We start from the raw sequence: 24792 nt of genomic DNA, 5'->3' as shown, positions 1-24792 counted from the left end.
ACCGTCTTTAAGGAAAACCGACAGAAATCTTTTTTCAGGCAGAAGCTGCAGATTTGCCGTTCTCATTCGTCCTAATCAGTGAGCCACCCATATTTCGGGACAGTCCACGAAAAGGAGCATTCACATGTACAACCCGCAACCCTCAGTGCAGAGCGGACGCGCCACGGGCAAAGCAGCCGACGGAGCGGCCGCCTGCGTGGACGAGCGTGCCGGCAACGTGCAGATTCGCGAACTGCTGCGCGGATACGGCCTGCGTACCAGCCTTATTCGCCTGAAGGTGATCGACGCGCTGTACAACGCGGACCGCACCGGACGCAGCATTGGCGTACGCGGCGTGCATGCGCAACTGGAACAACTAGACATCCCGCTGTCGTTCCTGAGCGTACGTGAGGTGCTCAAGCGGCTGTGCACAGAGGGTGTGATCAGCCTTGGCAGCGACAAGTGCTACAGCCTCAAGCCAGAAGCACGCGCCGTGCTCGAGCAGCCCTTGCCGCGCTGATTGAAGGCCGGCCTGGCGTGGCCGGCCGGCAGACGTCAGGGCTTGACCTTGCGCCGCAGGATCCCGTTGATCACTACCACGACTACGGCAATGGCAATGGCCAGCATCTGGAAGGTCTGTTCACTGATCGTGCCTTGCTTCTGCAGATGCGACAGGCCCAGCATGAGGCCCAGCACCACCAGGATGATCAGAAGCGAGTATTTGAGGCGCTGCACGTGTGTCATCGAAAATTCCTTCAACATCGGGGGCATTTGGCTCGCAACGAGCAGGCGCAATGATACAACGGCCATGGCTTACGGCGCTGTATTTCCTGCTTAGCGTGGCGAGCCCAGCCTGAAAGCATGGATTTCCCCAATCCATGCTGGAGGCACCATGCGCAATTTCGCGCTGTTCATCATGCTGCTCACACCCTCTCTTCCCACTCATGCCCTGGACACCGGCCAGGCTGCGCCTGAACAATTGCTCAAGCTAGGTAGCCAACTGGCGGCCCACGCAGGCAGCAGCCAATGGCAACAACTTTGGCAAAGAACCCGCGCTGCAGGGCACCTGCAAGTCACGCCCGGGCAAGCCTACTTCACGATCCCCCACCCGCTGCTGCCGGAACTGGCTCGTCAGACGCTGGCGCAAGCGGATCAGGTAGAAACCGTAAAGCGCACCCTCGTACGCTATCGGCGTACTTTCCCCGACAGGGTCATCGGCTTGCTCGATGGTCAGCCCTTGAACAGCCTTTGCCTGATCATCGACTGGCGCACCTTGCCAGAGGAGCAGGCCGACAAAGCCCAGGCCTACCTCGGCAGTGCAAGCCTGTTGAACAGCTATCCATGCAAATAAGGGTGGGTGGCACTTACAGCCACGGTAGACAATGCAACCCTATGTAACATCGGGCCTGTACGGCAGCGCTGAGGCATCTTCCTACACCGCTAGGCATCGTTGCCTGCAAGCCCTGCTCATCAAAACTACAACTGCCAGCCCACTTGGCGCCTAGCGACAGCATTCGTCGCTCATCGAGAATTCCTCCATGCCAACGACAGGCATCGCGCTCCATCCACCGCGAGGAAGTCTCATATGGAACTGCCAGATCTCACAGCCATCGACATCGGCCAGTTACCGCATTCGTTGCAGGCCCTGATCGAATGCATCGGCCTTGAAAATGCCTACCAGCTGACCTGCGCCTACGGCGGCAGGCCCAAGTACATCCCCAAGCACCGAGAGCGCACCAAGCTCGCCGACGTACTCCCCGCCGACGCGCTCGACGCCTTGATCAAGCGTTTCGCCGGTGTCGCCCTGGAAATTCCCAAGGCCGACCATTTCCTGAGGCAATTACGCAACCTGCAAATCCAGAAAGAAAGCGCCGATGGTTTGTCACGCAGCCTGCTGGCGAACAAGTACGGCCTGAGCCTGCGCCAGATAGGCAACATTCGTCGTCAGGAGCATTGCGCTCGCTGAACGTGCTCACGCGCGGCCACCCTGAGTGACCGCATCCCTAGCCTTGCCAAAAGAGATAACCACCATGTCTATCGACAACAGCCTTATCGGTTCGGTCATCAACGCCCTACCCATGGACCGTATGATCGCCGCACCGCTGCAAGCGATGGTGCAAGCGCAGGTCACTGCCAGTAAATCCTATGCGGACTTCCTCATGCAGGTCTGCGTGCAGGATGGAAAAGCGGTCGCCATCCAGTTCGACTACGATGAAACCATCGTTGACGAACAAGGCGAGTACAAAGGCATCGTCAGCAAGTCCATGAAGGTGCCCCTGCTGGCAGCCATCACCCACCCGAACATCACCATCGAAGAAGGTAACGTCGAGTTCGAACTGACCATCAGTCAGATGGCCGAGGACTTCAGCGAATCGAGCAAGAGCGGCGAAGTGGCTGCCTCGCTGGGCTGGGGCCCTTTCAAACTGGATGTGAAAGGCAGCATCAGCAGCAAGTCCACACAAACCCGCAAGACCGATACCCGGGCACGCTATGCGTTCAACACCTCGCTACGTCGCCAGGACCCGCCGGAAGCCATGATGCGGGTGATCGACTTCCTCACCGAAGCCGCCACCAAGCCGACCGTGGTCAAGACCTCAACGCTGGAAAGTCAGGACACCATCTCGCAGGCCGACACCCTGAAACCCACACCCGCCATAGAAAGTGACAATGGCAAGGGTTCCACTAACGCCTGATTGTCAGCCCGATGCTTGATCGCTCGCCCCGCTCCTGCCGGCGGGGCCTCTTCCTGCCTCAGGAGCCAGCCCTTTGGACAACCCACCAGCGCCCATGACCGCAATCGACCTGCGGGATATCACTCGCGGCCTTCAGGAGGCCGCTGCTGCAACCAACAGTCTGATAGCGCAGCAGTACATCAACCTGTTCGACCAGTTTTTCGACTGCGACACCGAGGCACTCGGCAGCCCGATGAAAGCCAAGATGGTCGAGGTCGCCATGGACGACAGGCACGTGATGCGCGTGCCACTGTTCGCCCTGGTGGCGCCCAAGGGCTTGACCCTGGAGCGCATGCAGGTAGACCTGTCAGTGCGGGTCAATGCCACCGAGGAGCTGCGCGCATCACGCGAGGAGTGTGAGCGGGCCAGCGCCGCCAGTTTCAAGGTGACGATCGGCGCACAGGGCCGCCAGGGCGAAATCCGGGACCCTGACGAAGTGCAGATCCGCATGCAGTTTCATGCCAGCGAACCACCCGAGGCGATCAACCGCCTGATCGAGGAGTACACCAAGTTGATTACGCCTATACGCAAACCCGAAACGCCTGTCCCCTCCGAAACCAACGAATTCATCGAGGCCGCCACCGTGCGCTGAAGCCTTCCTCAGAAGTCTCGCTTGTAGAAGATATCCAGCGAGCTTGCCAGCCCGCTGGCGGCCTCCAGGTACACCTTCTTGCTCAGTTTGTATCGCAGCGCAACGGTATTGGCAGGCTCGAACACCCCGACCCCGTAGCGCAAGCTGAGCTTCTCGGTCAGGTTGCCACTGGCCACCACACTGGTGCTGTTACCGGAGCCTTCGGTGTCCAGTTGGAAGTCATCGATCCCCAGGCCCGATGCCAGGCTGCCGGTAATCCCGGCACTGCCCGCCAGGCCCAGGCCCAATGCCGCTTCGGCAAGCATGTTGTTGTCCTCACCGGAAGTCCCGAGTGGGCGCCCGAGCACCAGGTAGGACAACGCCTGCTCCTGGCTCATTGCCGGCTCCGAGAATACGCTGGAGGTCGGTTGCTCGGCACTGCCACTCAAGCGGATACCGGCAATCACATCGTCGACCTTGCGGATGGCCTCGATATCCAGATAGGGCTGGTCGATCGGCCCGGCGAACAACAGCCGTGCGCGGCGAATGGTCAGGCGCTGGCCATAGGCACGGTAGCGTCCATCAGCCAGGCTCAATTCGCCACGGGTGTCCATGTTGTCACCGATGTGCACATGGCCAAGCAGGTTGGCGGTCAGGCCGAAGCCGCTGAACGACAGCGTGTCCTGCCCCACGACCACGTCGATATCCATGGCCATCGCCATGGGCGGTTTGCCCTCTTCGGTCTGGTGGCCGACGATGACGGTGTCGTCCGAGACCTTGACGGTAGAAGGTGGCAACTCGCGCACAACGATCTTGCCCTTGGGCACCAGCACTTTACCGGACACCGCCAGCTTGTCATCTATCAGGCGCAGGTTCAGGTCTGGCGCGACTTCCAGTGTGGCGTAGGGCTCCACGGTCACGGGCAACTGCTGGCCCTGCAGGCGCAGGTCCATGCCCAGCGCCTGGCCCCAGGTCAGGTGGCCGTTGAGCTGACCGCGGCCAGCGTCCCCGCTGCGCCAGCCGCCGTTGAGCTGCACTTGCTCGCCGGCGATCAAGGCCTGCAGGGAAAGGTCCTGCAGGCTGACCGGCAACTCGGCGCCACTGACCTCACCACCACTGAGCATCAGGTTGCCGTTGACCTGTGGCGCCAGCAAGGTACCGCTCAAGCGCCCGCTGCCATTCAACTGCCCGGCCAGGCGCTCGACCATCGGCATGAACGGACGGGCGATCGACAGGTCCAGCCCGGCCAAGCGGAAGTCGCCCGACAGCGGCTTGTCCTTGCCCAGCGGATCAAGGCGCGTGTTCAGGCTCAGTTCGCCCAGGCGTTCGCCACGAAAATCCAGGCGCGTATCGACCCGGCGTGGCGCCAGGGTGCTGTCCAGGCGCAGGGCCTGGTAAGGGAAGTCGATCCAGCGGCCCTTGTCGCGAACGCGCAACGTACCGCCACTGGCATCGACACGCACGCTGCCTTTCGGGCCACTGGCCGGAACATCCAGGTTCACGTCGGCATTGAGCATGCCCTGCCAGGCGAAGTCCTTCGGCAGCCATTGCGCCAGGCTCTCCAGCGGGAACTGCTTGAGGTGATAGCGCAGGCGCGGCTCGGGCGCCAGGCGCTGATCCTCGCCGCACAGACTCGCCTGGCCGGAGCGCCAGCAGTGGGCACCGAAATCGATTTGACCACTGGCCAGTCGCTGCAGCCGCGCGGGTGTCTGCAGCTGCCAGTCCTGGCCGCCGGCCTGGATCCTGCCGCTGGCCAGGCGGCCACGCCAGTCACCTTTGTTCAGCTGGCCATCCAGCCCCAGGTCGAGCTTGAGTTGCGGGCCGTCCAGCGCCAGGGTCAGCGCCTGTTGGCGGATGTCGCCCTTGCCATTGGCCTGCAGAGTGCCCAGCGCCGTGTCGCCCAGGCGGATGCCGTTGGCCTTGAGGTCGATCACACCCCGTTGAGCGCTGTCCAGGCGGGCCTCCAGGTCGAGCCGCTGGAGACGGTTTTCTTCCTGTGCCAGTTGCTGGCCCTGCAGGGTCAGGTTGCCCTGCGGCGCGTTCAGCGTGCCGCTGACATCCAGGCGCCCCTTGACCTGCCCCTGCAGCCTCGGCCACAGCTGGCCGAGCCGCGGCAGCTCGAGGTCGACACGCCCAGCCAGGCGCTGCTGCAGGCTGCCGCTGCCGTTGATACGGTTATCGCCCAGTTGCACGGCCAGCGCACCCAGCGTCCAGCTCTGCCCGGCCCCTTGTGCCTCGACCTTGAGCACCGCCGGCTGCCCACGCAGGCGCCCTTTGAGGTCAAGCTGGGCATCCAGGCTGAGCTGCTCGCCTTTCATCTCACCCTTGCTGCGCAGCGGTCCGGCCAGGGTTCCGGGCAGCTCGGCGAGCCAGTACGCCGGGTCCAGGGCCGACAACTGCAGGTCGACGTCCCAGGCCAGCGTATCGGCGAAGCGCACCGCGACACTGCCCGCCGCCTTGCCCTGCCCGGCCGTCAGCGCCAGCTGCGGCAGGCGCACCTGGCCCAGGTCACCTTCGAACGGGCTGGCCAGGGTGAACGCCCCGGCAGGGCCGTCGAGGTCACCGTTGAAGGTGCCTTGGTAATTGCCATTCTGATATTGGACCTGGGCATTGAAACGCTTGAGGGTAACCTGTGGCGGTGTTTCCAGCGGGTACAGGCGCAGCCACGGAAAGTCCTGCCACTCCAGCTGGGCGTCGGCCTTCAGCGCCTGCTGCCAGTCAGCGCTGGCCTGCAACTTGACACGCTGGGTGTCGCTGGCCGTGAGATCCAGGGCATCGAGCTTGGCGCCCTTGGCGTCCACCTTGCCGGTCAGCGCCAGTGCGATCGGTGCCTGCTCGGCTGGCAAGCTGGCGCTGCCGGACAGTTGATAGCCCTTGAGCAGATCGCCCTGGGCATCCAGCATGAGCTGATTGAGTTGCAACGTGTCGGGCAACGATGCCGTTGGTTTGAAGGCATCGGCGCGAATCTGCAGTTTCGCCGGCAGGTGTTCGGCGAGGGCCTGTACTGTCCCGCTCAGGCGGGCATCAAGGTAGCCGCTGCTGGTGGCGTCGAGTGATAGGGTTTTCTGCAATTCACCCTTTACGTTCAGCGCCAGCAACCATGCCTTGCCCTCCACCTCAGGTAATTGCACCTGACCTTGAAGTTGTACCGGCCATTCGCCCTCTGGCTGCACATCGCCCTGCACTTGCAGGCGCAAATTGTCACGCTGCAGCTGCAGGTTGTCGATGCGCAGGCCGCTCGCTGTCCAATGCGCAGCCAGGTGCAGATCGCCGAGCAGATCACTGCCATCCAGGCGCAGCTGGCCCACCTTTACCTCACCGACCTCGATCGCCACCGGCAAGCGCAGCACGGGTAACTGCAGCGGGCCACTTTCGGCCGGTTGATCGCTTGGCGCAAAGGCCATGTCGACCCGTTGGGCATGCAACTGGTCGATACACAGCGTGGCGCGCATGAGGCAAGCTGGGGACCAGCTCAGTAATGGCGCCTCCACTTGCACATTATTGCCGCCGTCGATCCAGCTCAAATGGCTGGCTTGCCAGGTGCCCGCCAGGCGCCCCTGGAAATCGTCGATAGTCAGCCCTGGCACCCGGCCGAGCGCCCAACGGCTACCACCTTCAGTCCCCAGCAACACGCCCAGGGCCAGGGCCACCAGCAACACACTGCCGAGCACACCCAGCAGAATGAATTTCAACACACGCATCACAGCTCAGGCCCCATGGAGAAGTGCAGGCGAATACCGCCGTCGTCATCGAGTGCCTTGGCCAGGTCCAGGCGCAGCGGCCCGACCGGCGACACCCAGCGCACACCGATACCGACCCCGGTCTTGAGGCTGGGCAGCTCCAACGTGTTGAAGGCGTTGCCCTGGTCGATGAAGGTCGCTACTCGCCATTTTTCGGCCAGCGAATACTGGTACTCGACACTGCCCGCGACCAGGTAGCGGCCGCCGATACGGTCGCCGTCGCTGTTCTTCGGCGACAGGGTCTGGTAGTCGTAGCCGCGCACGCTCTGGTCGCCACCGGCGAAGAAGCGCAGCGACGGCGGAATGTTGTTCTTGTAACCGTTGGTGGCACTGCCACCCAATTGCACCCGGCCGAGAAAGCGGTGGTTGTGGCCAAGGGTGGTCAGGCCCTTGAGCAGGACATTGCCATGCAACAGGTTGGTGTCGGACATCAGCCCTTCCTTGGCCACCTGGGTGTCGAACTGCAAGCGGTAGCCGTTGTGCGGGTCGATGCGGTTGTCACTGCGCAGGTAGGAAAAACTCACGCCAGGCATCAGCAGCTTGCTCAGCCCCGAATCATCGCCCAGGCGGTACTCTTCGCGCTGGTACTTGAGCGAGATCACCCGCTGCCAGCCGCTGGCCAGCTTGCTGTGCCACTCCGGGCCGACGGTCAGCAGCTTGCTGAGGGTGTCGGTGCCGGCGATTTCTTCGTTCTGGTAGCCGCCGGCGAAGCGCAGCTTGTCGGTCAAGGGTGGATCGAGGGGCACGTCGTACCACAGGCCGACGTTCTGCCGCGGTGCCGAAAGCTCTGTTTCCCAGCCATAACTGTGGCCTTGCGGGTTGACCCAGTGCCGTGTCCAGTTGGCCTTGCCTCGCGGCCCCACGTCGGTCGAGAAGCCCAGGCCCAGGCCCATGGTGCGGGGCTTGCGGGTGTCCAGGCGAACGTCCACCGGGATGTCTTCGCCTACCGCCGCAGTGGGTGCGGCATCGACCCGCACGCCTTCGAAATAGCCGCTCGATTGCAGGTCGTTGTTGAGTTGGGCGACCAGTTCGGAGTCGTAGGGCGTACCGGGTTTGAACGAGACCATGCGCTGCAGCAGGTCTTCGTCGAGCGGCGTGTCGCCACTGAACTTCACCGCCCCGAGGCGATAACGCGGACCGCTCTGGTAAACCAGCTCGATATCCGCCACGCCGGCCTGAGGATCGACCGCCAGGCGCTGGCGCGTGAAGTGGCCACTGAAGAAGCCATAACGCGAAGCCTGGTTCTGGATCAGCCGCTTGGCATCTTCGTACAGGCCATGGTTGAGCTGTTCGCCCGCACGCAGGGCGCGGCTGTCAGGCACGCGAAAGGCCTTCATCTCGCTGGCCGGCCCTTCGATGCGCACGGTGACGTTGCGCAGGCGCACCGGCTCGCCAGGGTCGATCTTGATGATCAGTTGTGGATGCCGATCAGCCTTGGCAGGCGGCTTGACCTCGGTGTCGATCTGCGCCTGATAGTAGCCAAGTGCCTGCGCGGCCTTGCGCGCCTGCTCCTGAGCCCCGCGACTGAAACGCAGCAGCGCTTCTTCATCGCGGTCGCCAAGGGTACCTATATAGCCTTCGACATTGGCCTTGAGCTCCTTGTTGGCAGGTTTTACCTTCACCAGCAACTCGCTCTGGCCCCATGCTGCAAAACTGGCGGCCCAGAAAACCAGGCCCCAGGTTAGTCTTCCTGAATACGTCATGCGGCGCATGCTACCAGAGCCAGGCGCTCAAGGGAGGCGCCTGGCGGCCTTCTTCAAGCAATTGATGACATGGATGACACTGGATTGGGGTGAAAGAATACCCTTTCCCGGATTGGCCCTACAGCCACCTCGCCTATCTCTTCATAGCCCTGGCGCGCGTAAAATGCCAGGTAATGCTCATTGCCGGAGTCCAGCACCACGCCCTGGGTATTGGGGTCTTCCGCGCACCAGTCGTGAACAGCTTGTAACAATTGCTCGCCGTAGTGATGGCCACGAAATTGCGGATGCACTCCCAGCAGCGGCAGCATATGCACCTGCCCGGTCGGCAGGCAGCTGGCCAGCGCCGCCTGGTAATCCATGTAACGCCGGGTGCAGCGCTGGCCGGTGCCCAGCAGCATGCGCAAACGCCAGGCCCAGCTGTCGGCCACACCCAGGCGGCGTTGCGGCGGCACGATCAGGGCCAGGGCGATCAGGCGGTCTTCCAGCAGCAGGCCAATGGCCGGCAATTGCAGATAGAAGTGCTGGCGTACCCACTCGCGCACCATCACCCGCAGCCGGCGTTCGTAGCCCGGGCGCTGAGCCTCGAAGATATAGGCGAAGGTCGGTTCGTGGCGGTAGGCGTTGTACAGCAGCGAACGCGCCTCACGGCTGTAGCCGTCATCGAGGGTGCAGATGCGCGCCTGGGCGGCAGTGGCTTCGAGCATGGCGGGTCGTCCTCCTGGAAAGGGCATGTCAGTGCCTTGGAGGTGCTCCACAGCGCATCGTTCACCTCATCCAGCACGTTAGCAGCGCCTTGGCCAAGCCGCCACGCTGGTGATGAACGCCGATGTCGGCTAGCATCCGGCCTTTTACCAGGATTGTCTTTCCATGAAGATCGTCTGTTTCAACATCAACGGCCTGCGGGCCCGCCCGCACCAGCTGGCGGCGCTGATCGAAAAGCACCAGCCGGACGTGATCGGCCTGCAGGAAACCAAGGTCAGCGACGATCAGTTCCCTCTGGCCGATGTCCAGGCATTGGGCTACCACGTGCACTACCACGGCCAGAAGGGCCACTACGGGGTCGCCCTGCTCTCGCGCCAGGCGCCGCTGAGCCTGTTCAAGGGCTTTGCCACGGATGAAGAAGATGCCCAGCGCCGCTTCATCTGGGGCACCTTCGCCGATGCCGACGGCAACCCGATCACCGTCATGAACGGCTACTTCCCGCAAGGCGAAAGCCGCGACCACCCCACCAAGTTCCCGGCCAAGCAGCGTTTCTACAGCGACTTGCAAGCGTTGCTCGAAGGGCAGTTCAAGAACGACCAGCCGGTACTGGTGATGGGCGACATGAACATCTCGCCCCAGGACTGCGACATCGGTATTGGCCCGGACAACGCCAAGCGCTGGCTGAAGACCGGCAAGTGCAGCTTCCTGCCGGAAGAGCGTGAGTGGATGGAACGCCTCAAGGGCTGGGGCCTGGTGGACAGCTTCCGCCACCTGTACCCGGAGGTGGCCGACCGCTTCAGCTGGTTCGACTACCGCAGCCGCGGCTTCGAAGACGAACCCAAGCGCGGGCTGCGCATCGACCTGATCATGGCCTCCCAGGCCCTGGTGCCGCGGATCAAGGCGGCTGGCGTGGACTATGAGCTGCGCGGGATGGAAAAGCCGTCGGACCATGCGCCGATCTGGCTCGAATTGAGTTGAGTTGTCTGGGAGCGTGCCGTCAGGGATGTGTCGCCTGTGAGACCGAGCGCCGCGCGGGCGGCGCGCGATCTCAAACCCACCGCAAACCTCAAGCCTACACCCCCGCTACAACCCCAACCGCAACGCCTCCCCCACCCCTGCCCCACGCCCATCGTCCGCCGCGCTGACCAAGGCAAAGTTGTACGCCCCATGCGACCAGTACCGCGCCTCCAGCTGCCCATCGACCCGCTGCCCCTGCGGCATGCGCTCATAGCGGTCACCGGGCGAGCGCAGGAACAGGCTGATGCGTTGGCCGTTGCGATCCTGGAATACCAGCAGCGCCGCCGGCCCCTGCTCGTTGCTGAGCAAACGCGCGCCCACCGGCTGAAAGCCGTATCCCGCCAGGTCCGGCAATTGCCCCACGCGGCTGAAATGCCGGCCCAGCCAGTCGCGTAGCTGCGCCGGGTCGCTGGCCTGGATATCCAGTGCCTCACTGCCGGCGAACAGCCGATGGGCCTGCACCGCATCGGCCATCGGCAATTCATTGCTGGCCAAGGTCACCTGCCGTGCCTGCCAGCCACCCAACCCGCCAATGCCCATGGCCAGCAGCAATACCGCCGCCGAAGCCAGGCGCCGCTGCCGGCGCTGGCGCACCCGCTGCTGCACCTGGCGCAGGTCGAGCGTGGCCGCCCCAGGCTGCTCGGCAAACCCTGCCAGGGCCGCACGCAGGCGCCGGGCGTCGTTGCGCCAGGCTTCGACCCGCGCCGCCTCCTGCGGGTTGGCCGCCAGCCAGGCCTGTACCTCGGCGCGCCGCGCCGGCTCCAGGCGGTCGTCGATGTAGGCGTGCAGCTCGTCTTCACCAGGGATCAGGCGTGTCATTTGAGTCTCCGCAAGGCCGGCGGCTGGGGGTTGCCCTCGGTCAGTTCGCGAAAGGCGGCACGGGCACGCGACAGGCGCGACATCACTGTACCAATGGGGATTTCCAGGGCTGCGGCCGCTTCCTTGTAACTCAACCCTTCGATACTGACCAGCAACAGCAGGGCCCGCTGCTCAGTCGACAGCTGGGCGAAGGCCTGCAAGTCGGCCTGGGCCAGGACGATGTCCTCGGTGTTGTCCCCCACCACTTCGTGTTCCACGGCGCTTCGGCCGAACCACGATAGCCAGCGAGCATGCAAGCGCTCACGGCGCTTACCATCGAGAAACAGCCGATAAAGAATGGTGAACAGCCAGGCGCGCAGGGCCTCGGCTTCGCGTTGCTGGCCACGGCGGCTCAAGGCGCGTTCGACCGTGGCCTGGACCAGGTCATCGGCACTGCCGGGCTCGCGGGTCAGCCACAAGGCAAAGCGGCGCAGGCGCTGCAATAGCTCACGCCACTGCTGTTCGTCCAGATCGTGCATGGTCAGGTACCGGGCGCTGGGGTTGTCAGTGTATGGGGCAGACGCCTGGCGAGAAAATCTATTCCCGCCGAGGGAATAAGTTTTTCTCTGCGCCGTCGTACCGGCACCTTCACTGAACCGGAAGACGACCATGAACTCACCTTTGCAAGGCCCCGCCAAGGCACTGCGCCTGGCCGGCATCGGCGCCGTGATGCTGGCGCTGGGCGCCGGTTTCGCCTATGCCGCTGGCTGGATCGGCGGGCCGCAGCTGACGCCACAACGCATCATCGACACCTTCGAGGCCCAGGCCGGCCACCACCCGGGCTATCGCAAGAACCACGCCAAGGGCCTGTGCATCAGCGGCTACTTCCAGCCCAGCGGCCAGGCCGCGAGCTTGTCGACTGCACGGGCCTTCAGCCAGGCGCGGGTGCCGGTGATCGGCCGCTTCGCCATCGGCGGTGCCAACCCTTTCGCCCCGGACACCGGCGTACCGGTGCGCAGCCTGGCGATTCAGCTGAGTACTGATGACGGTCAGATCTGGCGTACCGGCATGAACAACCCACCGGTGCTGGCGGTCAGCAACCCGCAGGGCTTCTACGACCAGGTGCTGGCCGGCGCGCCAGACCCGGCCACCGGCAAGCCGGACCCGGTCAAGCTGCAGGCATTCTTCGCCGCCCACCCGGAAAGCGCGGCATTTCGCCAATGGGCGGCGAGCTACAAGCCCAGCGACAGCTTCGCCAGCACCCAGTACCACAGCATCAACGCCTTCCGCCTGATCGATGCCAGCGGCACGGCGCACCCGGTGCGCTGGCAGCTCGAACCGCAAACGCCATTCACCGCCTTGCCCGGCCAGGTCGACGACAAGCAGTTCCTCCAGCACGACCTGCAACAGCGCCTGGCCCAAGGTCCGCTGCGCTGGACCCTGCGCCTGGTCCTGGCCGACCCGGACGATGCAGTGGACGACCCGGCTCGCCCATGGCCAGCGGAGCGCCGTAGCGTCGATGCCGGCACGCTGGTGGTCGAACAGGTCGACGCCCCCGAACAAGGCGCCTGCCGTGACCTGAACTTCGACCCGTTGATCCTGCCCAGCGGCATCGAGCCGTCCGCCGACCCGATCCTCGCCGCCCGTTCGGCGGCCTATTCGGAATCCTTCAACCGCCGCAGCCGCGAGTCTCTCGGCGCAGGAGCACAGCGATGAAACCTGAAGTCTTCCACCCCTTGGCGCGCCTGGTGCACTGGCTGATGGCAATCCTGATCATCAGCATGCTGTTCATCGGCGTGAGCATGGTCGGCGACCTCTCACCGCGCCACCCGCTGCTGGTCGAATTGCACAAGGCCACTGGCCTGGCTTTGCTGGTACTGGTGATCGTGCGCATAGGCCTGCGCCTGACCTTGCCACATCCGCCACTGCCCACCGACCTGCCGGCGTTCCAGCGCTTTGCCGCAGGCGCCTCGCACCTGCTGCTCTACGGCTTGATGTTGGCCATGCCGCTGCTGGGCTGGGCGATGCTGTCGGCGGGTGGCTACCCACGCCCCCTGCAACTGCCGGCGATCGCCCCTCACGACCTGCAACTGTATGCCGTGCTGCGCCAGGCCCACGGCTGGGCTGGGTACCTGCTGTTCGCCACCGTGCTGGTGCATCTGGGGGCCGCATTGATGCATGCACTGGTGCGTCGGGACGGCGTGTTGCGTAGCATGTGGCCAGGCCCCGTGCGGCGCAGCGAATGACAGGCTGATGCCCGGGCGGGCTCGACAAACAACAATTATTCTCATTAAGCTCGACAGCTTTCTTGTCGACCTGCCCTGGATTGCCTTATGAACGTCGCAAAGGACCCTGCATTACTGACACCCGCCAACACCCTGGACATGCGCCCGCTGCTGCTGGCCAACATGGCCTGCACCATGTCGATGATGGCCTTCGTCGCATTGATCGGGCCGATCTCGCGCCTGCTGGGCATGGCCACCTGGCAAGCTGGCGCGGCGGTGACCGTGGCCGGCGTGGTCTGGGTGCTGCTGGCGCGCCCGTGGGGGCGGTTGTCCGACCGCCTGGGGCGCCGCCGGATACTGCTACTGGGCAGCGCCGGCTTCACCCTGGCCTACTGGCTGCTGTGCCTGTTCGTCGAAGGGGCGCTGCGCTGGCTGCCGGGGGCGGGCCTGGCGTTCGTCGGCCTGATGCTGGCACGCGGTTGCATCGGTGCCTTCTACGCCGCCATCCCGGTGGGCTGCAACGCGCTGATCGCCGACCATGTCGAGCCACAGCGCCGGGCGCGGGCCATGGCTTCGCTGGGCGCGGCGAATGCTGTGGGCCTGGTGGTGGGGCCGGCGCTGGCGGCCGTGCTGGCACAGCACAGCCTGAGCCTGCCGTTCCATATCATGTCGCTGTTGCCGGCCAGCGCATTCCTGGTGCTGCTGTTCAAGCTCAAGCCCCAGCCCCTTGCGCAAAGCCATGCGCCCAGCCCTGTCCGGCTCAGCGACCCTCGCCTGCGCCGGCCACTGCAGGTGGCATTCAGCGCCATGCTCAGCGTCACGGTGTCGCAGATCGTCGTCGGTTTCTTTGCCCTCGACCGCCTGCAGCTGGCGCCGACCGACGCTGCCCAGGCTGCCGGTATCGCCCTGACCACCGTTGGGGTCGCGCTGATCCTGTCGCAGGTACTGCTGCGCCAGTTGGAGTGGCCGCCCTTGAAGATGATCCGGGTCGGCGCCAGTGTGTCGGCGCTGGGCTTCGCCTGTGGCGCGCTGGCCACCACGGCGCCCTGGCTGTGGAGTTGCTACTTTGTCGCCGCGGCCGGCATGGGCTTTGTGTTCCCGGCGTTTTCCGCGCTGGCGGCCAATGCCATGCAGGCCTCGGAACAAGGTGCCACCGCAGGCTCGATTGGTGCCGCCCAGGGCATGGGCGCGGTGATCGGCCCGCTGGCCGGTACGTTGGTCTACGCCCTGGACCCACGCCTGCCGTTCCTGGCAGTGGCAGTGCTTTTGCTGCTGGTCGGGCTGTGGCCGCTACCGCGTGACCCACGCGCCTGAAAGCACAGCGCGCAAGCGTGCAGAGTGTGTTTTAATGCGTCGCTAATTATTTTAAACACCTCTGATTACAAGGCGGCTATGGACACGGGGACGCGACTCAAACTGGTGCGTGAACGCAACAACCTCTCCCAACGGGAACTGGCCCGTCGCAGCGGGTTGACCAATTCGACGATCTCGCAGATCGAACAGAACCGAGTCAGCCCGTCGGTCAGCTCCCTGAAAAAGCTGCTCGAAGGGATCCCCATGACCCTGGCCGAGTTCTTCAGCTTCGACGAGCCGGTGCGCGAAGAGCGCTTCGTGTTCCGTGCCAGCGAGCAGCCGGACCTAGGCCGTAATGGCCTGCGCATGCTGCTGGTAGGTGCCAGCGTCGAGGCCCGGCAGATGCGCATGCTGCGCGAGCTCTACGCCCCGGGTGCCGACTCCGGCGAGCCGATCGTGCATGCCGAAGGGGAAGAATGTGGCCTGGTCACCCGCGGCACCGTGGAACTGTGGGTCGATGGCCAGGTAAGCATCCTCAACTCGGGCGATGGCTACTACATCCCCACCACCCTGCCACACAGCTTCAAGAACATTGGCCAGGACGAGGCGGAAATCATCAGCGCCAACACCCCGGCCAATTTCTGAGCCAGGTTTGGCCTCGCCCAGGGCGAGGCCCTCCTCCCTTAACGGCTCAGCGCTTCTTCGACGAAACCCAGGCGATCCTGGCCGAAGAACATCTCCCCGTCGACAAAGCAGGTCGGCGCACCGAACACACCCCGCGCAACCGCCTCCTCGGTCACCCGCTTGAGTTCGGCCTTGACTTCGCCATCCGCCGCCAGGGCATGAAACGCCACTGGGTCGAAGCCGGCCTGGCTGAGCGTTTCATCCAGTGCCGAGCCATCGCTCAAGTTGCGCCGCTGTTCCCACAGCCCCTTGAACAGCACGGCCAACAGCGTTTCGAACTGGCTTGACGCGCGAAGCTGCATGCCGATGGCGCCGCGCATCAGGGTCAGAGTGTTCACCGGGAACCCCGGCGGCAGGCCGAATGGCACGCCATACCGGCGGGCATAACGGCCAAGGTCGGTGAACATGTAACGGCCCTTGGCGGGGATCATCGCAGGCGAAGCGTTGCCGGTGGCCTGGAACACTCCGCCAAGCAGCATGGGTCGGTATACGAGGGTCGCGCCATGCCGGGCGCAGAGGGCAGGCAGCTGCGTCCAGGCCAGATAGCTGGCCGGGCTGCCTAGGTCGAAGTAGAACTCCACGGTCTTGCTCATGCATCACACTCCTTGCTCAGTCAGGCTTACCAACGCTCCATCCACGGGCGCAGGTCCAGTTCGAAGGTCCAGGCATCGCGGGGCTGTGCGTGCAGGAACCAGTAGCTGTCGGCGATGTGCGCCGGGTCGAGAATGCCGTCCTGATCCTTCAGCGCATAGCGTTCCGGGAAACTGTCACGGATGAACGCCGTGTCGATGGCTCCATCTACCACCACATGGGCAACGTGGATGTTCCGTGGGCCGAGCTCCCGCGCCATGCTCTGGGCCAGGGCGCGCAATCCGTGCTTGGCCCCGGCGAAGGCAGCGAAACCGGCAGCGCCACGCGTGCCTGCGGTGGCGCCAGTGAACAGCAGGGTGCCGCGCTCGCGGGCGACCATGCGCCGGGCCACGGCCTGGGCGGTGAGGAAGCCGGCGAAGCAGGCCATTTCCCAGATCTTGAAATACTTGCGTGGTGTCTCCTCAAGGATGCTGCACGGCACATTGGCGCCGATATTGAAGACAAACGCCTCGATCGGGCCGATATCACGCTCAATCGTTTCCACCAGCTCGGCAACTTCTTCTTCCTTGCGCGCATCCGAGCCGAAGCCATGGGCCTGCCCCCCTGCAGCGCGGATCTCATCGATCAGCGGCTGCAGCTTTTCAGCCTGGCGGCGGGTTACACATGCGACATAACCCTCACGGGCAAAGCGCTTGGCGATAGCGCCGCCGGTGGCGTCCCCTGCCCCGATCACCAGCACCACTTTTTGTTGTTCTGCCATGCTTGACTCCATTGGTGAATGATCGTTTAGTAAACGAACGCTATGTTATGATCGCCCCCATCGTCAAGCAGCGCGAAGAGGTCGTGCATGCGCTACTCCACCGAACACAAGCAGCAGACCCGTGACAAGCTGCTGGCCAGCAGCGGCGCGTTGGCCAAGCGCGGCGGTTTTTCCAGCACCGGCGTAGCTGGGCTGATGAAGGCCATCGGTCTGACCGGCGGCGCCTTCTACAACCACTTCCCGTCCAAGGACGACCTGTTCACCGAGGTGGTCCGCCAGGAACTGTGCAACAGCCCGCTGGCCCGCCTGGCCAACCAGGGTGGCAGCCGCGAACGCCTGGCCCGCTGCCTGCAGCAGTACCTGAGCCTGGCCCACCTGCACAATGCTGAAGGCGGCTGCCCGCTGCCGCCCTTGGGGGTGGAAATCGCCCGCGCCGAACAACCCGTGCGCGAACAGGCCGAGCACTGGCTGGTGAGCCTGCATGCCGCGTGGAGCGAAACCCTGGAAGACCCGGCGCTGGCCTGGGTGCTGATCAGTCAGTGCGTCGGCGCACTGGTGGTCGGGCGCATGCTGGCCAGCGAAACGGTGCAACAGCAGTTGCTCGATGCCAGCAAAGGCTTTGTCGACAGGGCGTTGAATGAAGCGGATTAACCTGCTGTTGGGGCTGTTGCTGGCAGCGCCTGCTGTGGCCGAACAGGCCTGCCCGCCCGGGCAGTATCAGGTGTGCCTGATGGGCTGTTTCTGCGCACCGATCGACCCCGGCCAGGCCGGGCAGGTGCTCAAGGATGTCGAGACCGTAGCGTCGGGCAGCCTGGCGTTTGCCTTGCAACAGGCGCGTGACGAGGCCACTGCCAGCGGCACTCAACCGATCCCCTTGCACATCCGCGCGCAACTGGAGCCCTGGTATGACTTTGCCGTGCTCGATGCCGCGCGCTACCGGGTCGGTGACGAGCAGCAGGTCACGGCGGCCAACGCCATGCTGCAGAACCCGGACGTGAATGCGGTGACGCTGATCGACACCATCATCTTCCGCCATGCCAGCGATGCCGAGGACAACGTGGCGTTGTGGGCCCATGAGCTCAAGCATGTGCAGCAGTATCAGCAACTGGGGGTGAATGAGTTTGCCCGGCGCTATGCGCGCAACTACGAGGAGCTGGAAGGACCGGCCTACAAGATCGAGGCCGAGGTAGGTAAGGCATTGCGCGAGCGCAGTTCCGGGCAGGCTCGATAGCCTGCACCGGAAACATACTCTTGTCAGGAAGAAGCCGTAGCCTCCTCACCTACCTGCTCGCGGCTGGCATAGCGCTGCGCCAGCACCGCACACACCATCAACTGGATCTGGTGGAACAGCATCAGCGGCAGGATCATCGCGCCAATGCCGCTCCCCACGAACAGTACCTGGGCCATCGGCACCCCGGTGGCCAGGCTCTTCTTGGAGCCGGCGAACAGGATGGTGATGCGGTCTTCCAGGCTGAAGCCCAGCACCTTGCCCAGCACGCGCGTAGCGAACAGCACCACCGCCAGCAGGATGCCGCAGACAGCGAACAGCCCGGCCAGGTGCTGCGGCGACACGGTGTGCCACAGGCCGGTGACCACAGCCTCGCTGAACGCGGTGTACACCACCAGCAGGATCGAGCCTTGGTCCACCATCTTGAGCCAGCGAGCATTTTTCTTGACCCAGGCACCGACCCAACGGCGTGCGACCTGCCCGGCCACGAACGGCACCAGCAACTGCATCGTGATCTTCAGTACGGCATCCAGCCCCGAACCCGTATCACCGCTGGCGCCCAGCAGCATCATCACCAGCAGCGGGGTCAGAAAGATGCCGATCAGGCTGGAAGCCGCCGCGCTGCAGATGGCTGCCGGCACATTGCCTCGGGCCAGCGAGGTGAAGGCGATGGCCGACTGCACGGTGGCAGGCAGCGCGCACAGGTACAGCACGCCCAGGTACAGCTCGTTGCCTACCAGCGGCACGAACAGCGGCTTGAACGCCAGGCCCAGCAGCGGGAACATCACGAAGGTGCAGGAGAACACCAGCAGGTGCAGACGCCAGTGGCCAGCACCCGCGATGATCGCCTCGCGCGACAGCTTGGCGCCGTGCAGGAAGAACAGCAGGCCGATCGCCAGGTTGGTCAGCCAGCCGAAATACACCGCGCCGTCGCCCGAGCAAGGCAGCACGGTGGCGATCAGCACCACCCCGAGCAGGCACAGGGTGAAGTTGTCGAACAACATGCGCAAATACTTCATAACAGTTTCCATCTTGTCGTTGTGCAAGGCCAGACGATAAGGTCTTGGGTTTTTTCCCGCTAACGCCGGAACCCCCATCGGTGTCGCTCAACGGACACACCCTCGACGGCCACACCCAAAAAAAGGAACCTCGCATGCCGCTCGTACGTCTTGCACCACTGCTCATCCTCTTCGGCTCCACCTGTGCGCAAGCTGCCGAACCCTTGCAAGCCCAGGTGGACGAGGTCATCCGGCCCCTGATGAAAGAGCAGGACATCGCCGGCATGGCCGTGGCGGTCTACGCCAACGGCCAGGCCCACTACTTCAGCTATGGCGTGGCCAGCAAAGCCGACGGCAACGCGGTCACCGCCGACACCCTGTTCGAGATCGGCTCGCTGAGCAAGACCTACACCGCCACCCTCGCCGCCCTGGCCAGCGCCGAAGGCAAACTCGACCTTGAGGCCCCTGCCCGTCGCTACCAGCCCGCGCTGGCCGGCGCGCCCCTGGGCGAGACCAGCATGCTGGAGTTCGGCGCCTACAGCGCTGACTGCCTGCCGTTGCAGTTCCCCGACGAAGTACAGACGCCAGAGCAGACGCTGGCGTTCTTCCGCAACTGGAAGCCGCGCACCGAGCATGGCACCCAGCGCTGCTACTCCAACCCGAGCCTGGGCCTGTTCGGCGACCTTGCGGCACGTGCGCAACACAAGCCATTCGCCGCCGTCATGACCGAGCACCTGCTACCGCAGATGGGCCTGCGGCACACCTACCTGCAGGTTCCACAGCGTGCACAGCCACTGTATGCGCAAGGCTATGACGCGCAGAACCACCCGGTGCGCGTCAGCCCCGGCCCCTACGCCGACGAAGCCTACGGCATCAAGACCAGCGCCAGCGACCTGCTGCGCTACGTGCGCCTGCACATGCAGCCTGACGAATTGCCACCGGCCCTGCGCAAAGCCACCGCCATCACCCAGGCCGGCTACTTCAAGGTGGGCGCCATGACCCAGGGCCTGGGCTGGGAACGCTACCCTTACCCGGTCGCGCTGGAGACACTGGTCGATGGCAACAGCCCGCGCCTGATTCGTGAGCCCCAAGCCACCCAGCGCCTGAACCCGGCGCTCCCGGCCCTGCCCGCCGCCTGGTACAACAAGACCGGGGCCACCAGCGGTTTCGGCGCCTACGCAGCCTTCATCCCGTCCGAAGGCAAGGCCATTGTCCTGCTCGCCAACCGCAATTACCCCAACGAGGCGCGGGTCCGCGCGGCCTTCCAGATCCTGTCCAGCCTCGACCGCTGAGTCACCGGCGAGTGAGTTGCCAGACAATATGACAAAAATGTAGTGACGAAAAATATTCACTACAAAAGCATTGACGCCGTTCATCAGCCTTGTGCATGATGAAGCCGTCTCCCTGATCGGGAGCGGTGGCAAGGGTGTTCCAGACGGCTTGCGCGGTAACGCAGGCCGTCCGTGGAGAGGGAATCTGTCCAAAAGGCAGCGTGAGAAAGCCCCTGTTGCGATGCTGCTGTAGCAGCCTTGGTAGTGCGCTACAACCGGTGGCGCCAACTGTGACAATCAACAACAAATAGGTGATGGGGGCTTTATGATGAACTTGAACAACAATCCGACTATCGACCAATTGGCCCAGCTGTTCGCAGTACGCAAGGACAGCCTCGACGACCACCTGCTGTGGGTCAGCCAGACCGGCGAGGTGCGCATCGACCGCCTGCCGCCGAACACGGTCGAAGATGAATTCGAAGCGCACCTGCCCAGCATGCGCGCCCGCTTCAAGGTCTACCGCCGTGGCCAGGGCTACGTCGGCAAGAAGGCCGCCGCCGATACCGAGTTCGTCGGCCGCGTCCTGCAGACCCTGCAACAAGAATGGCCCGCCGCCCGTGAGCGGCAGGCAGTGAAGGTGATCGAACCGCTGAACTGAGGGTTCGCCGCCACTTATGAAGCCCGGCCCGCATAGGCCGGGCTTTTTCATGCCCGCCGTTGCCGCCGCGGCATGGGCAATGCACCCGTGGCCAACGCCCGGGCCCGGTCGACACCCCACACCAACGCACGGGTCATGGTCTCGCCAGGCCGCGACGCGTAGTACTCCTCCAGCAGTGCTCGCCCATCTTGCCCATACAGCCCAAGGAACAGCTGCGTGGCGCCGAGCCGCGACAAGCGCACCTGGATATCCAGCGAAGTGCCGTCGCTGAGCACTTCGTCATGGCAGCGGCTGTGTAACCGTGCGTCGGCCCACTGCCAATAGGTCTCGTCCCTGACTCGCATGAAAAATCAATCCTCTTTTTCCTGGATGCCGCGCCAGAAGACCACAACTGCGCCGCCATCGCGAGGGCAACCCACGGTTACCATGAGCAGGGTCAAGCAACACCCACAAAAAACCCCGCCATCGGGCGGGGTTGTGTGAGCCGGTTCACTTTTTCGAGGCTTACTTCCTGGCTGGCACCCGTGGCGTGAAACGGCCCTTCTTGATGCGCTGCAGGTGTGCAGGCTTGAGGTTTTCCGAGTCGTCCAGGGTCATGTGGGCGAAGCCCAGGTTGAATGCCGCCTGACCGCAACGTACTTGGCTGTTGATCGGGAATGCATCGTTCGTGTCTTCGAAAAAGGTGTCGCTCATGCCTGTCTCCATTCCGTGGCGCCCGCGTCGGCCAGCAATGGGCTGACCTGAAAAACGCGACCTATGCCAGTGAGACTAGCCGGTCACAAGCGGACTGCCTGGCCGAAACCTGCAGACCCGACCAGTGGCATTTGGCTACTTCAGCCGCACGGCGGTACCGGTGGCGAAGACCACGACCATGCCGCCTTGCACCGACGGCATACTGATCTCGAAGTCTACGCCTACCACGGCATCGGCTTGCAACTGCCGTGCCCGCGCAATGAGTTCCTCGGTGGCCTGCTCGCGGGCCTGGCGCAGGGCGCTTTCCAGGGTCTGCGAACGGCCACCGAAGACATCGCGAACGCGTGTGAAGAAATCGCGCACGAAGTTGATGCCCTGCACCGATTCGGAGCTGACCACGCCAAGGTACTCGGCGATCGGGCGGCCTTCGAGTTGGCTGGTGGTGGAGATGATCATGTTGCGCTCCTTGGCCTTGCAAAAAAGGCCAAGTCTAACAAATGCGCCGGCTGCTTCCGCTACTGCGCACTGGCTGCCCGCAGACGCTGCCCCAGCTTCGGCCCGAACACATTGACCAACAGGCCGAGCATCACCAGCAGCGCACCCCAGCCCTGCACCGCCGTCAACCGTTCACCCAGCAACCACGCCGACGAACTCAGGCCGATCACAGGCACCAGCAGCGAGAACGGCGCTACCTTGCCCGCCGGGTGGCGCGACAGCAGCTTGCTCCACAGGCTGTAGCCGATCATGGTGGCGACGAATGCCAGGTACGCCAGCGCCAGCACCGAACTCCAGCTGATATTGGCCAGCGCATGGCCGATACGTTCCGGCCCTTCCAGCCACCACGACAAGGCCAGGAACGGCAGCGGCGGAATCAACCCGCCCCAGATCACCAGCGCCACCAAATCCACCGAGCCAAAGCGGCGGGTGATGATGTTGCCCATGCCCCACATGGCCCCGCCACACAAGGTCAGCAACAACGCCACCAGCGGCACATGGCCGCTGTCTTCACTGCCGATCAGCGCCAGGCCGCAGGCAGCCACCACCAGCCCCAGCACACTGGCCAGGCGCAGCCGCTCACCCAGGAACAGCGCGGCAAAACCGAGGGTGAAGAAAGCCTGCGACTGCAGCACCAGCGACGCCAGGCCCGGTGGCATGCCGCTGTACATGGCCTGGAAGAGGAAGGCGAACTGGCCAAGGGAAATGGTTGCGCCATAGGCGATCAGCCAGCACCACGGCAGCTTCGGCCGCTTGACCAGGAGCACGGCCGGAAACGCCACCAGCAGAAAGCGCAATGCCCCCAGCAGCATCGGCGGCAGGCCATCGAGGCCGACCTTGATGACCACGAAATTGACTCCCCAGGCGACAATCACCACCAGGGCGATCAGCAGGTCCTTGAGCGGCATTCCAACTTCCTTCTTCAGGCGTTCTAGACATATTTCGTAACAGCATAAGGCCATTTTCCGACCAGGGACCAGCACAGTTGTGGCCAACCCTTGCGCAACAGATTGTCTGTTATGGCTTGCAAGCTTCACTTGACCTTACTTGTATAGACATGCTCACATCAGGCAGACGCCATCCGCGCAGCGTGCCGGCGATGGCCCTCTCCCTGACACAAAAACAATCAAGTGGAGCCCTCAATGTCCCGCAAATCCGTGCTCGAACGGCGCTCTATCGACTACATTCCCGAAGCCGAGCGCCATGGCAAGCTGTACAGCCAATTCACCCTCTGGCTCGGCGCCAACCTGCAAATTACCGCCATCGTCACCGGTGCCCTGGCCGTGGTGCTGGGCGGCGACGTGTTCTGGTCGCTGATCGGCCTGCTGCTGGGCCAGTTGATCGGTGGCGCGGTCATGGCCCTGCATGCGGCCCAGGGCCCGCGACTGGGCCTGCCGCAGATGATCTCCAGCCGCGTGCAGTTCGGCGTGTATGGCGCGGCCATCCCGATGGTGCTGGTATGCCTGATGTACCTGGGCTTCACGGCCACCGGTACGGTGCTGTCCGGGCAAGCCATCGGTCAGTTGCTGAGCGTCAGCGACAGCACCGGCATCCTCATCTTCGCCTCGGTGATCGTGCTCGCCACCCTGGCCGGCTACCGGGTAATCCACTGGATCGGCCGGGTCGCCAGCGTGCTGGGCATCATCGCCTTCGTTTACCTGTTCAGCCGCATCCTGATGCTCGCCGACATCGGCCAGCTGCTGGAAAACCGCCACTTCAGCTGGGCCACCTTCCTGCTCTCAGTGTCGCTGGCGGCCTCCTGGCAGATTGCCTTCGGCCCCTACGTGGCAGACTACTCGCGCTACCTGCCGAGCAGCACGTCACCGGTGAAGACCTTCCTCGCCGCTGGCCTGGGTTCGGTCGTCGGCGCGCAGGCGTCGATGATTCTCGGCGTGTTCGCTGCGGCCATCGCTGGCGGGCAGTTCAGCGGGCGTGAAGTGGCCTACATCGTCGGCCTCGGCGGCGCCGGTACCACCGCAGCGTTGCTGTACTTCAGCATCGCCTTCGGCAAGGTGACCATCTCGACGCTGAACTCCTATGGCAGCTTCATGTGCATCGCCACCATCATCAGCGGCTTCCGTGGCCACCTGGCGATCAGCCGCGTGCAACGCCTGGTGTTCGTACTGGCCATCGTCGGCGCCGCCACCCTGGTCGCCCTGCTCGGCCAGCACTCGTTCCTCAGTGCGTTCAAGTCGTTCATCCTGTTCCTGCTGACCTTCTTCGTGCCTTGGAGCGCGGTCAACCTGGTGGATTACTACTTCATCACCAAAGAACGCTACGACATCCCGGCCCTGGCCGATCCGGAGGGCCGCTATGGCCGCTGGAACTGGCCTGGCATCAGTGTCTACACCTTTGGCGTGCTGGTGCAGATGCCCTTCATCGACACCAAGCTGTACACCGGCCCGATGGTCGCGCACCTGGGTGGCGTGGATGTGTCATGGCTGATCGGGCTGGTGGTGCCGAGCGTGCTGTACTATTGCGTAGCGCGCCGACGTGCCGCCGAAGCCCCTGCCAGCATGATCGTGCCGGAGGCGCGCTGATAACATAACCCTCTGATTCAAAAAGACCTGTGGCTAGGGGCCTGCCCCTTCCCACAGGTCTTTTTTTTGCCTGCAGAAAACTCCCCGTTGACAACATTTCGCGCTCGGGCCTAA

General features: G+C 64.0%; 28 protein-coding genes. 15 read left to right on the top strand and 13 right to left on the bottom strand.

The window, feature by feature from the left end; genetic code table 11:
* Positions 1-124: 124 nt before the first annotated feature.
* Positions 125-499, top strand: a complete 375-nt coding sequence (locus ACLEJU_RS22990) for a fe2+ zn2+ uptake regulation protein (RefSeq protein WP_435423030.1) — start codon at positions 125-127, stop codon at positions 497-499.
* Between the two features lie 35 nt (positions 500-534).
* Here ACLEJU_RS22990 and ACLEJU_RS22985 read toward each other — a convergent pair whose 3' ends face one another.
* Positions 535-723, bottom strand: coding sequence for a hypothetical protein (locus tag ACLEJU_RS22985; RefSeq protein WP_003248064.1), 189 nt, complete (start codon positions 721-723; stop codon positions 535-537).
* A gap of 148 nt (positions 724-871) precedes the next feature.
* Between ACLEJU_RS22985 and ACLEJU_RS22980 the strand changes: the two genes are divergently transcribed.
* The 4 genes from ACLEJU_RS22980 (at position 872) to ACLEJU_RS22965 (ending at position 3303) form a co-directional block, all read left to right on the top strand.
* Complete coding sequence (locus ACLEJU_RS22980; RefSeq protein WP_435423031.1) at positions 872-1330, top strand: hypothetical protein; 459 nt, start codon at positions 872-874, stop codon at positions 1328-1330.
* A gap of 234 nt (positions 1331-1564) precedes the next feature.
* Entirely contained in the window at positions 1565-1945 is a 381-nt protein-coding gene (locus ACLEJU_RS22975; RefSeq protein WP_435423032.1) for a Mor transcription activator family protein, read from the top strand.
* Positions 1946-2009: 64 nt separating this feature from the next.
* Positions 2010-2672 (top strand): DUF2589 domain-containing protein, encoded by a 663-nt coding sequence (locus ACLEJU_RS22970; protein ID WP_435423033.1) that lies wholly within the window; start codon positions 2010-2012, stop codon positions 2670-2672.
* Between the two features lie 94 nt (positions 2673-2766).
* A complete protein-coding gene (locus tag ACLEJU_RS22965; RefSeq protein WP_435423070.1) occupies positions 2767-3303 on the top strand; it encodes a DUF2589 domain-containing protein in 537 nt (178 codons plus the stop codon).
* Between the two features lie 8 nt (positions 3304-3311).
* Here the strand turns inward: ACLEJU_RS22965 and ACLEJU_RS22960 are convergent, their stop codons facing one another.
* From ACLEJU_RS22960 to ACLEJU_RS22950, 3 genes are read right to left on the bottom strand one after another with little or no spacing between them, the layout of a single operon-like run.
* Positions 3312-6986, bottom strand: a complete 3675-nt coding sequence (locus ACLEJU_RS22960; protein WP_435423034.1) for a translocation/assembly module TamB domain-containing protein — start codon at positions 6984-6986, stop codon at positions 3312-3314.
* Positions 6983-8725, bottom strand: a complete 1743-nt coding sequence (locus ACLEJU_RS22955; protein ID WP_435423071.1) for an autotransporter assembly complex protein TamA — start codon at positions 8723-8725, stop codon at positions 6983-6985. Before ACLEJU_RS22955 ends, ACLEJU_RS22960 begins: the two co-directional genes overlap by 4 nt.
* Before the next feature lie 53 nt (positions 8726-8778).
* A complete protein-coding gene (locus ACLEJU_RS22950; RefSeq protein ID WP_435423035.1) occupies positions 8779-9429 on the bottom strand; it encodes a GNAT family N-acetyltransferase in 651 nt (216 codons plus the stop codon).
* Positions 9430-9592: 163 nt separating this feature from the next.
* Here ACLEJU_RS22950 and xthA point away from each other — a divergent pair, with 163 nt between their 5' ends.
* Complete coding sequence (gene xthA, locus ACLEJU_RS22945) at positions 9593-10405, top strand: exodeoxyribonuclease III (protein ID WP_435423036.1); 813 nt, start codon at positions 9593-9595, stop codon at positions 10403-10405.
* 105 nt (positions 10406-10510) lie between these two features.
* Here xthA and ACLEJU_RS22940 read toward each other — a convergent pair whose 3' ends face one another.
* Both ACLEJU_RS22940 and ACLEJU_RS22935 read right to left on the bottom strand, forming a co-directional pair.
* Positions 10511-11263 carry an anti-sigma factor family protein gene (locus ACLEJU_RS22940; protein WP_435423037.1) on the bottom strand — a complete coding sequence of 251 codons (753 nt, stop codon included), beginning with the start codon at positions 11261-11263 and terminating at the stop codon, positions 10511-10513.
* The gene (locus tag ACLEJU_RS22935; protein WP_435423038.1) at positions 11260-11781 is read right to left on the bottom strand and encodes a sigma-70 family RNA polymerase sigma factor; all 522 of its coding nucleotides are present in this window, start codon (positions 11779-11781) and stop codon (positions 11260-11262) included. Before ACLEJU_RS22935 ends, ACLEJU_RS22940 begins: the two co-directional genes overlap by 4 nt.
* A 130-nt stretch (positions 11782-11911) precedes the next feature.
* Here ACLEJU_RS22935 and ACLEJU_RS22930 point away from each other — a divergent pair, with 130 nt between their 5' ends.
* The 4 genes from ACLEJU_RS22930 to ACLEJU_RS22915 all read left to right on the top strand — a co-directional run bounded on the left by ACLEJU_RS22930 (position 11912) and on the right by ACLEJU_RS22915 (position 15405).
* Positions 11912-12958: a catalase family peroxidase gene (locus ACLEJU_RS22930; RefSeq protein WP_435423039.1), complete on the top strand. Its 1047-nt coding sequence runs from the start codon at positions 11912-11914 to the stop codon at positions 12956-12958.
* On the top strand, positions 12955-13488 hold the full coding sequence (locus ACLEJU_RS22925; RefSeq protein WP_435423040.1) for a cytochrome b: 534 nt from the start codon (positions 12955-12957) through the stop codon (positions 13486-13488). The genes ACLEJU_RS22930 and ACLEJU_RS22925 overlap by 4 nt, the downstream gene beginning before the upstream one ends.
* Positions 13489-13575: 87 nt before the next feature.
* Positions 13576-14781: an MFS transporter gene (locus ACLEJU_RS22920; protein WP_435423041.1), complete on the top strand. Its 1206-nt coding sequence runs from the start codon at positions 13576-13578 to the stop codon at positions 14779-14781.
* Positions 14782-14859: 78 nt separating this feature from the next.
* Positions 14860-15405, top strand: a complete 546-nt coding sequence (locus ACLEJU_RS22915) for a cupin domain-containing protein (RefSeq protein WP_027916793.1) — start codon at positions 14860-14862, stop codon at positions 15403-15405.
* Between the two features lie 38 nt (positions 15406-15443).
* On the opposite strand, the gene ACLEJU_RS22910 is transcribed toward ACLEJU_RS22915, so the two are convergent.
* Positions 15444-16037, bottom strand: coding sequence for a 2-hydroxychromene-2-carboxylate isomerase (locus ACLEJU_RS22910; RefSeq protein ID WP_435423042.1), 594 nt, complete (start codon positions 16035-16037; stop codon positions 15444-15446).
* Between the two features lie 26 nt (positions 16038-16063).
* Complete coding sequence (locus tag ACLEJU_RS22905) at positions 16064-16795, bottom strand: SDR family oxidoreductase (protein WP_261940290.1); 732 nt, start codon at positions 16793-16795, stop codon at positions 16064-16066.
* An 87-nt stretch (positions 16796-16882) separates the two neighbouring features.
* Here ACLEJU_RS22905 and ACLEJU_RS22900 point away from each other — a divergent pair, with 87 nt between their 5' ends.
* Together ACLEJU_RS22900 and ACLEJU_RS22895 are read left to right on the top strand one after the other, a co-directional pair.
* A complete protein-coding gene (locus tag ACLEJU_RS22900) occupies positions 16883-17446 on the top strand; it encodes a TetR/AcrR family transcriptional regulator (RefSeq protein ID WP_435423043.1) in 564 nt (187 codons plus the stop codon).
* Entirely contained in the window at positions 17433-18026 is a 594-nt protein-coding gene (locus ACLEJU_RS22895; protein ID WP_435423044.1) for an eCIS core domain-containing protein, read from the top strand. The genes ACLEJU_RS22900 and ACLEJU_RS22895 overlap by 14 nt, the downstream gene beginning before the upstream one ends.
* 23 nt (positions 18027-18049) lie before the next feature.
* Here ACLEJU_RS22895 and ACLEJU_RS22890 read toward each other — a convergent pair whose 3' ends face one another.
* Positions 18050-19054, bottom strand: coding sequence for a bile acid:sodium symporter family protein (locus tag ACLEJU_RS22890; RefSeq protein ID WP_435423045.1), 1005 nt, complete (start codon positions 19052-19054; stop codon positions 18050-18052).
* Positions 19055-19176: 122 nt separating this feature from the next.
* Here ACLEJU_RS22890 and ampC point away from each other — a divergent pair, with 122 nt between their 5' ends.
* Together ampC and ACLEJU_RS22880 are read left to right on the top strand one after the other, a co-directional pair.
* The gene (gene ampC, locus ACLEJU_RS22885; RefSeq protein WP_435423046.1) at positions 19177-20313 is read left to right on the top strand and encodes a class C beta-lactamase; all 1137 of its coding nucleotides are present in this window, start codon (positions 19177-19179) and stop codon (positions 20311-20313) included.
* A 304-nt stretch (positions 20314-20617) separates the two neighbouring features.
* Positions 20618-20950 carry a hypothetical protein gene (locus ACLEJU_RS22880; protein WP_027916800.1) on the top strand — a complete coding sequence of 111 codons (333 nt, stop codon included), beginning with the start codon at positions 20618-20620 and terminating at the stop codon, positions 20948-20950.
* A gap of 47 nt (positions 20951-20997) precedes the next feature.
* On the opposite strand, the gene ACLEJU_RS22875 is transcribed toward ACLEJU_RS22880, so the two are convergent.
* The 4 genes from ACLEJU_RS22875 to ACLEJU_RS22860 form a co-directional block, all read right to left on the bottom strand.
* Entirely contained in the window at positions 20998-21294 is a 297-nt protein-coding gene (locus tag ACLEJU_RS22875) for a hypothetical protein (protein ID WP_435423047.1), read from the bottom strand.
* Positions 21295-21454: 160 nt separating this feature from the next.
* Complete coding sequence (locus ACLEJU_RS22870) at positions 21455-21643, bottom strand: hypothetical protein (RefSeq protein ID WP_110638228.1); 189 nt, start codon at positions 21641-21643, stop codon at positions 21455-21457.
* Between the two features lie 135 nt (positions 21644-21778).
* On the bottom strand, positions 21779-22099 hold the full coding sequence (locus ACLEJU_RS22865) for a YbjQ family protein (RefSeq protein WP_110638227.1): 321 nt from the start codon (positions 22097-22099) through the stop codon (positions 21779-21781).
* A 59-nt stretch (positions 22100-22158) separates the two neighbouring features.
* A complete protein-coding gene (locus ACLEJU_RS22860) occupies positions 22159-23046 on the bottom strand; it encodes an EamA family transporter (RefSeq protein ID WP_435423048.1) in 888 nt (295 codons plus the stop codon).
* 234 nt (positions 23047-23280) lie between these two features.
* Between ACLEJU_RS22860 and ACLEJU_RS22855 the strand changes: the two genes are divergently transcribed.
* On the top strand, positions 23281-24678 hold the full coding sequence (locus tag ACLEJU_RS22855) for a purine-cytosine permease family protein (protein WP_435423049.1): 1398 nt from the start codon (positions 23281-23283) through the stop codon (positions 24676-24678).
* Positions 24679-24792: the final 114 nt, after the last annotated feature.

It is taken from the genome of Pseudomonas sp. SMN11, from assembly GCF_052041945.1.
Lineage (GTDB): Bacteria > Pseudomonadota > Gammaproteobacteria > Pseudomonadales > Pseudomonadaceae > Aquipseudomonas.
Note: the sequence above shows the minus strand (reverse complement) of the source record. Positions and strands in the feature narration are given on the sequence as shown.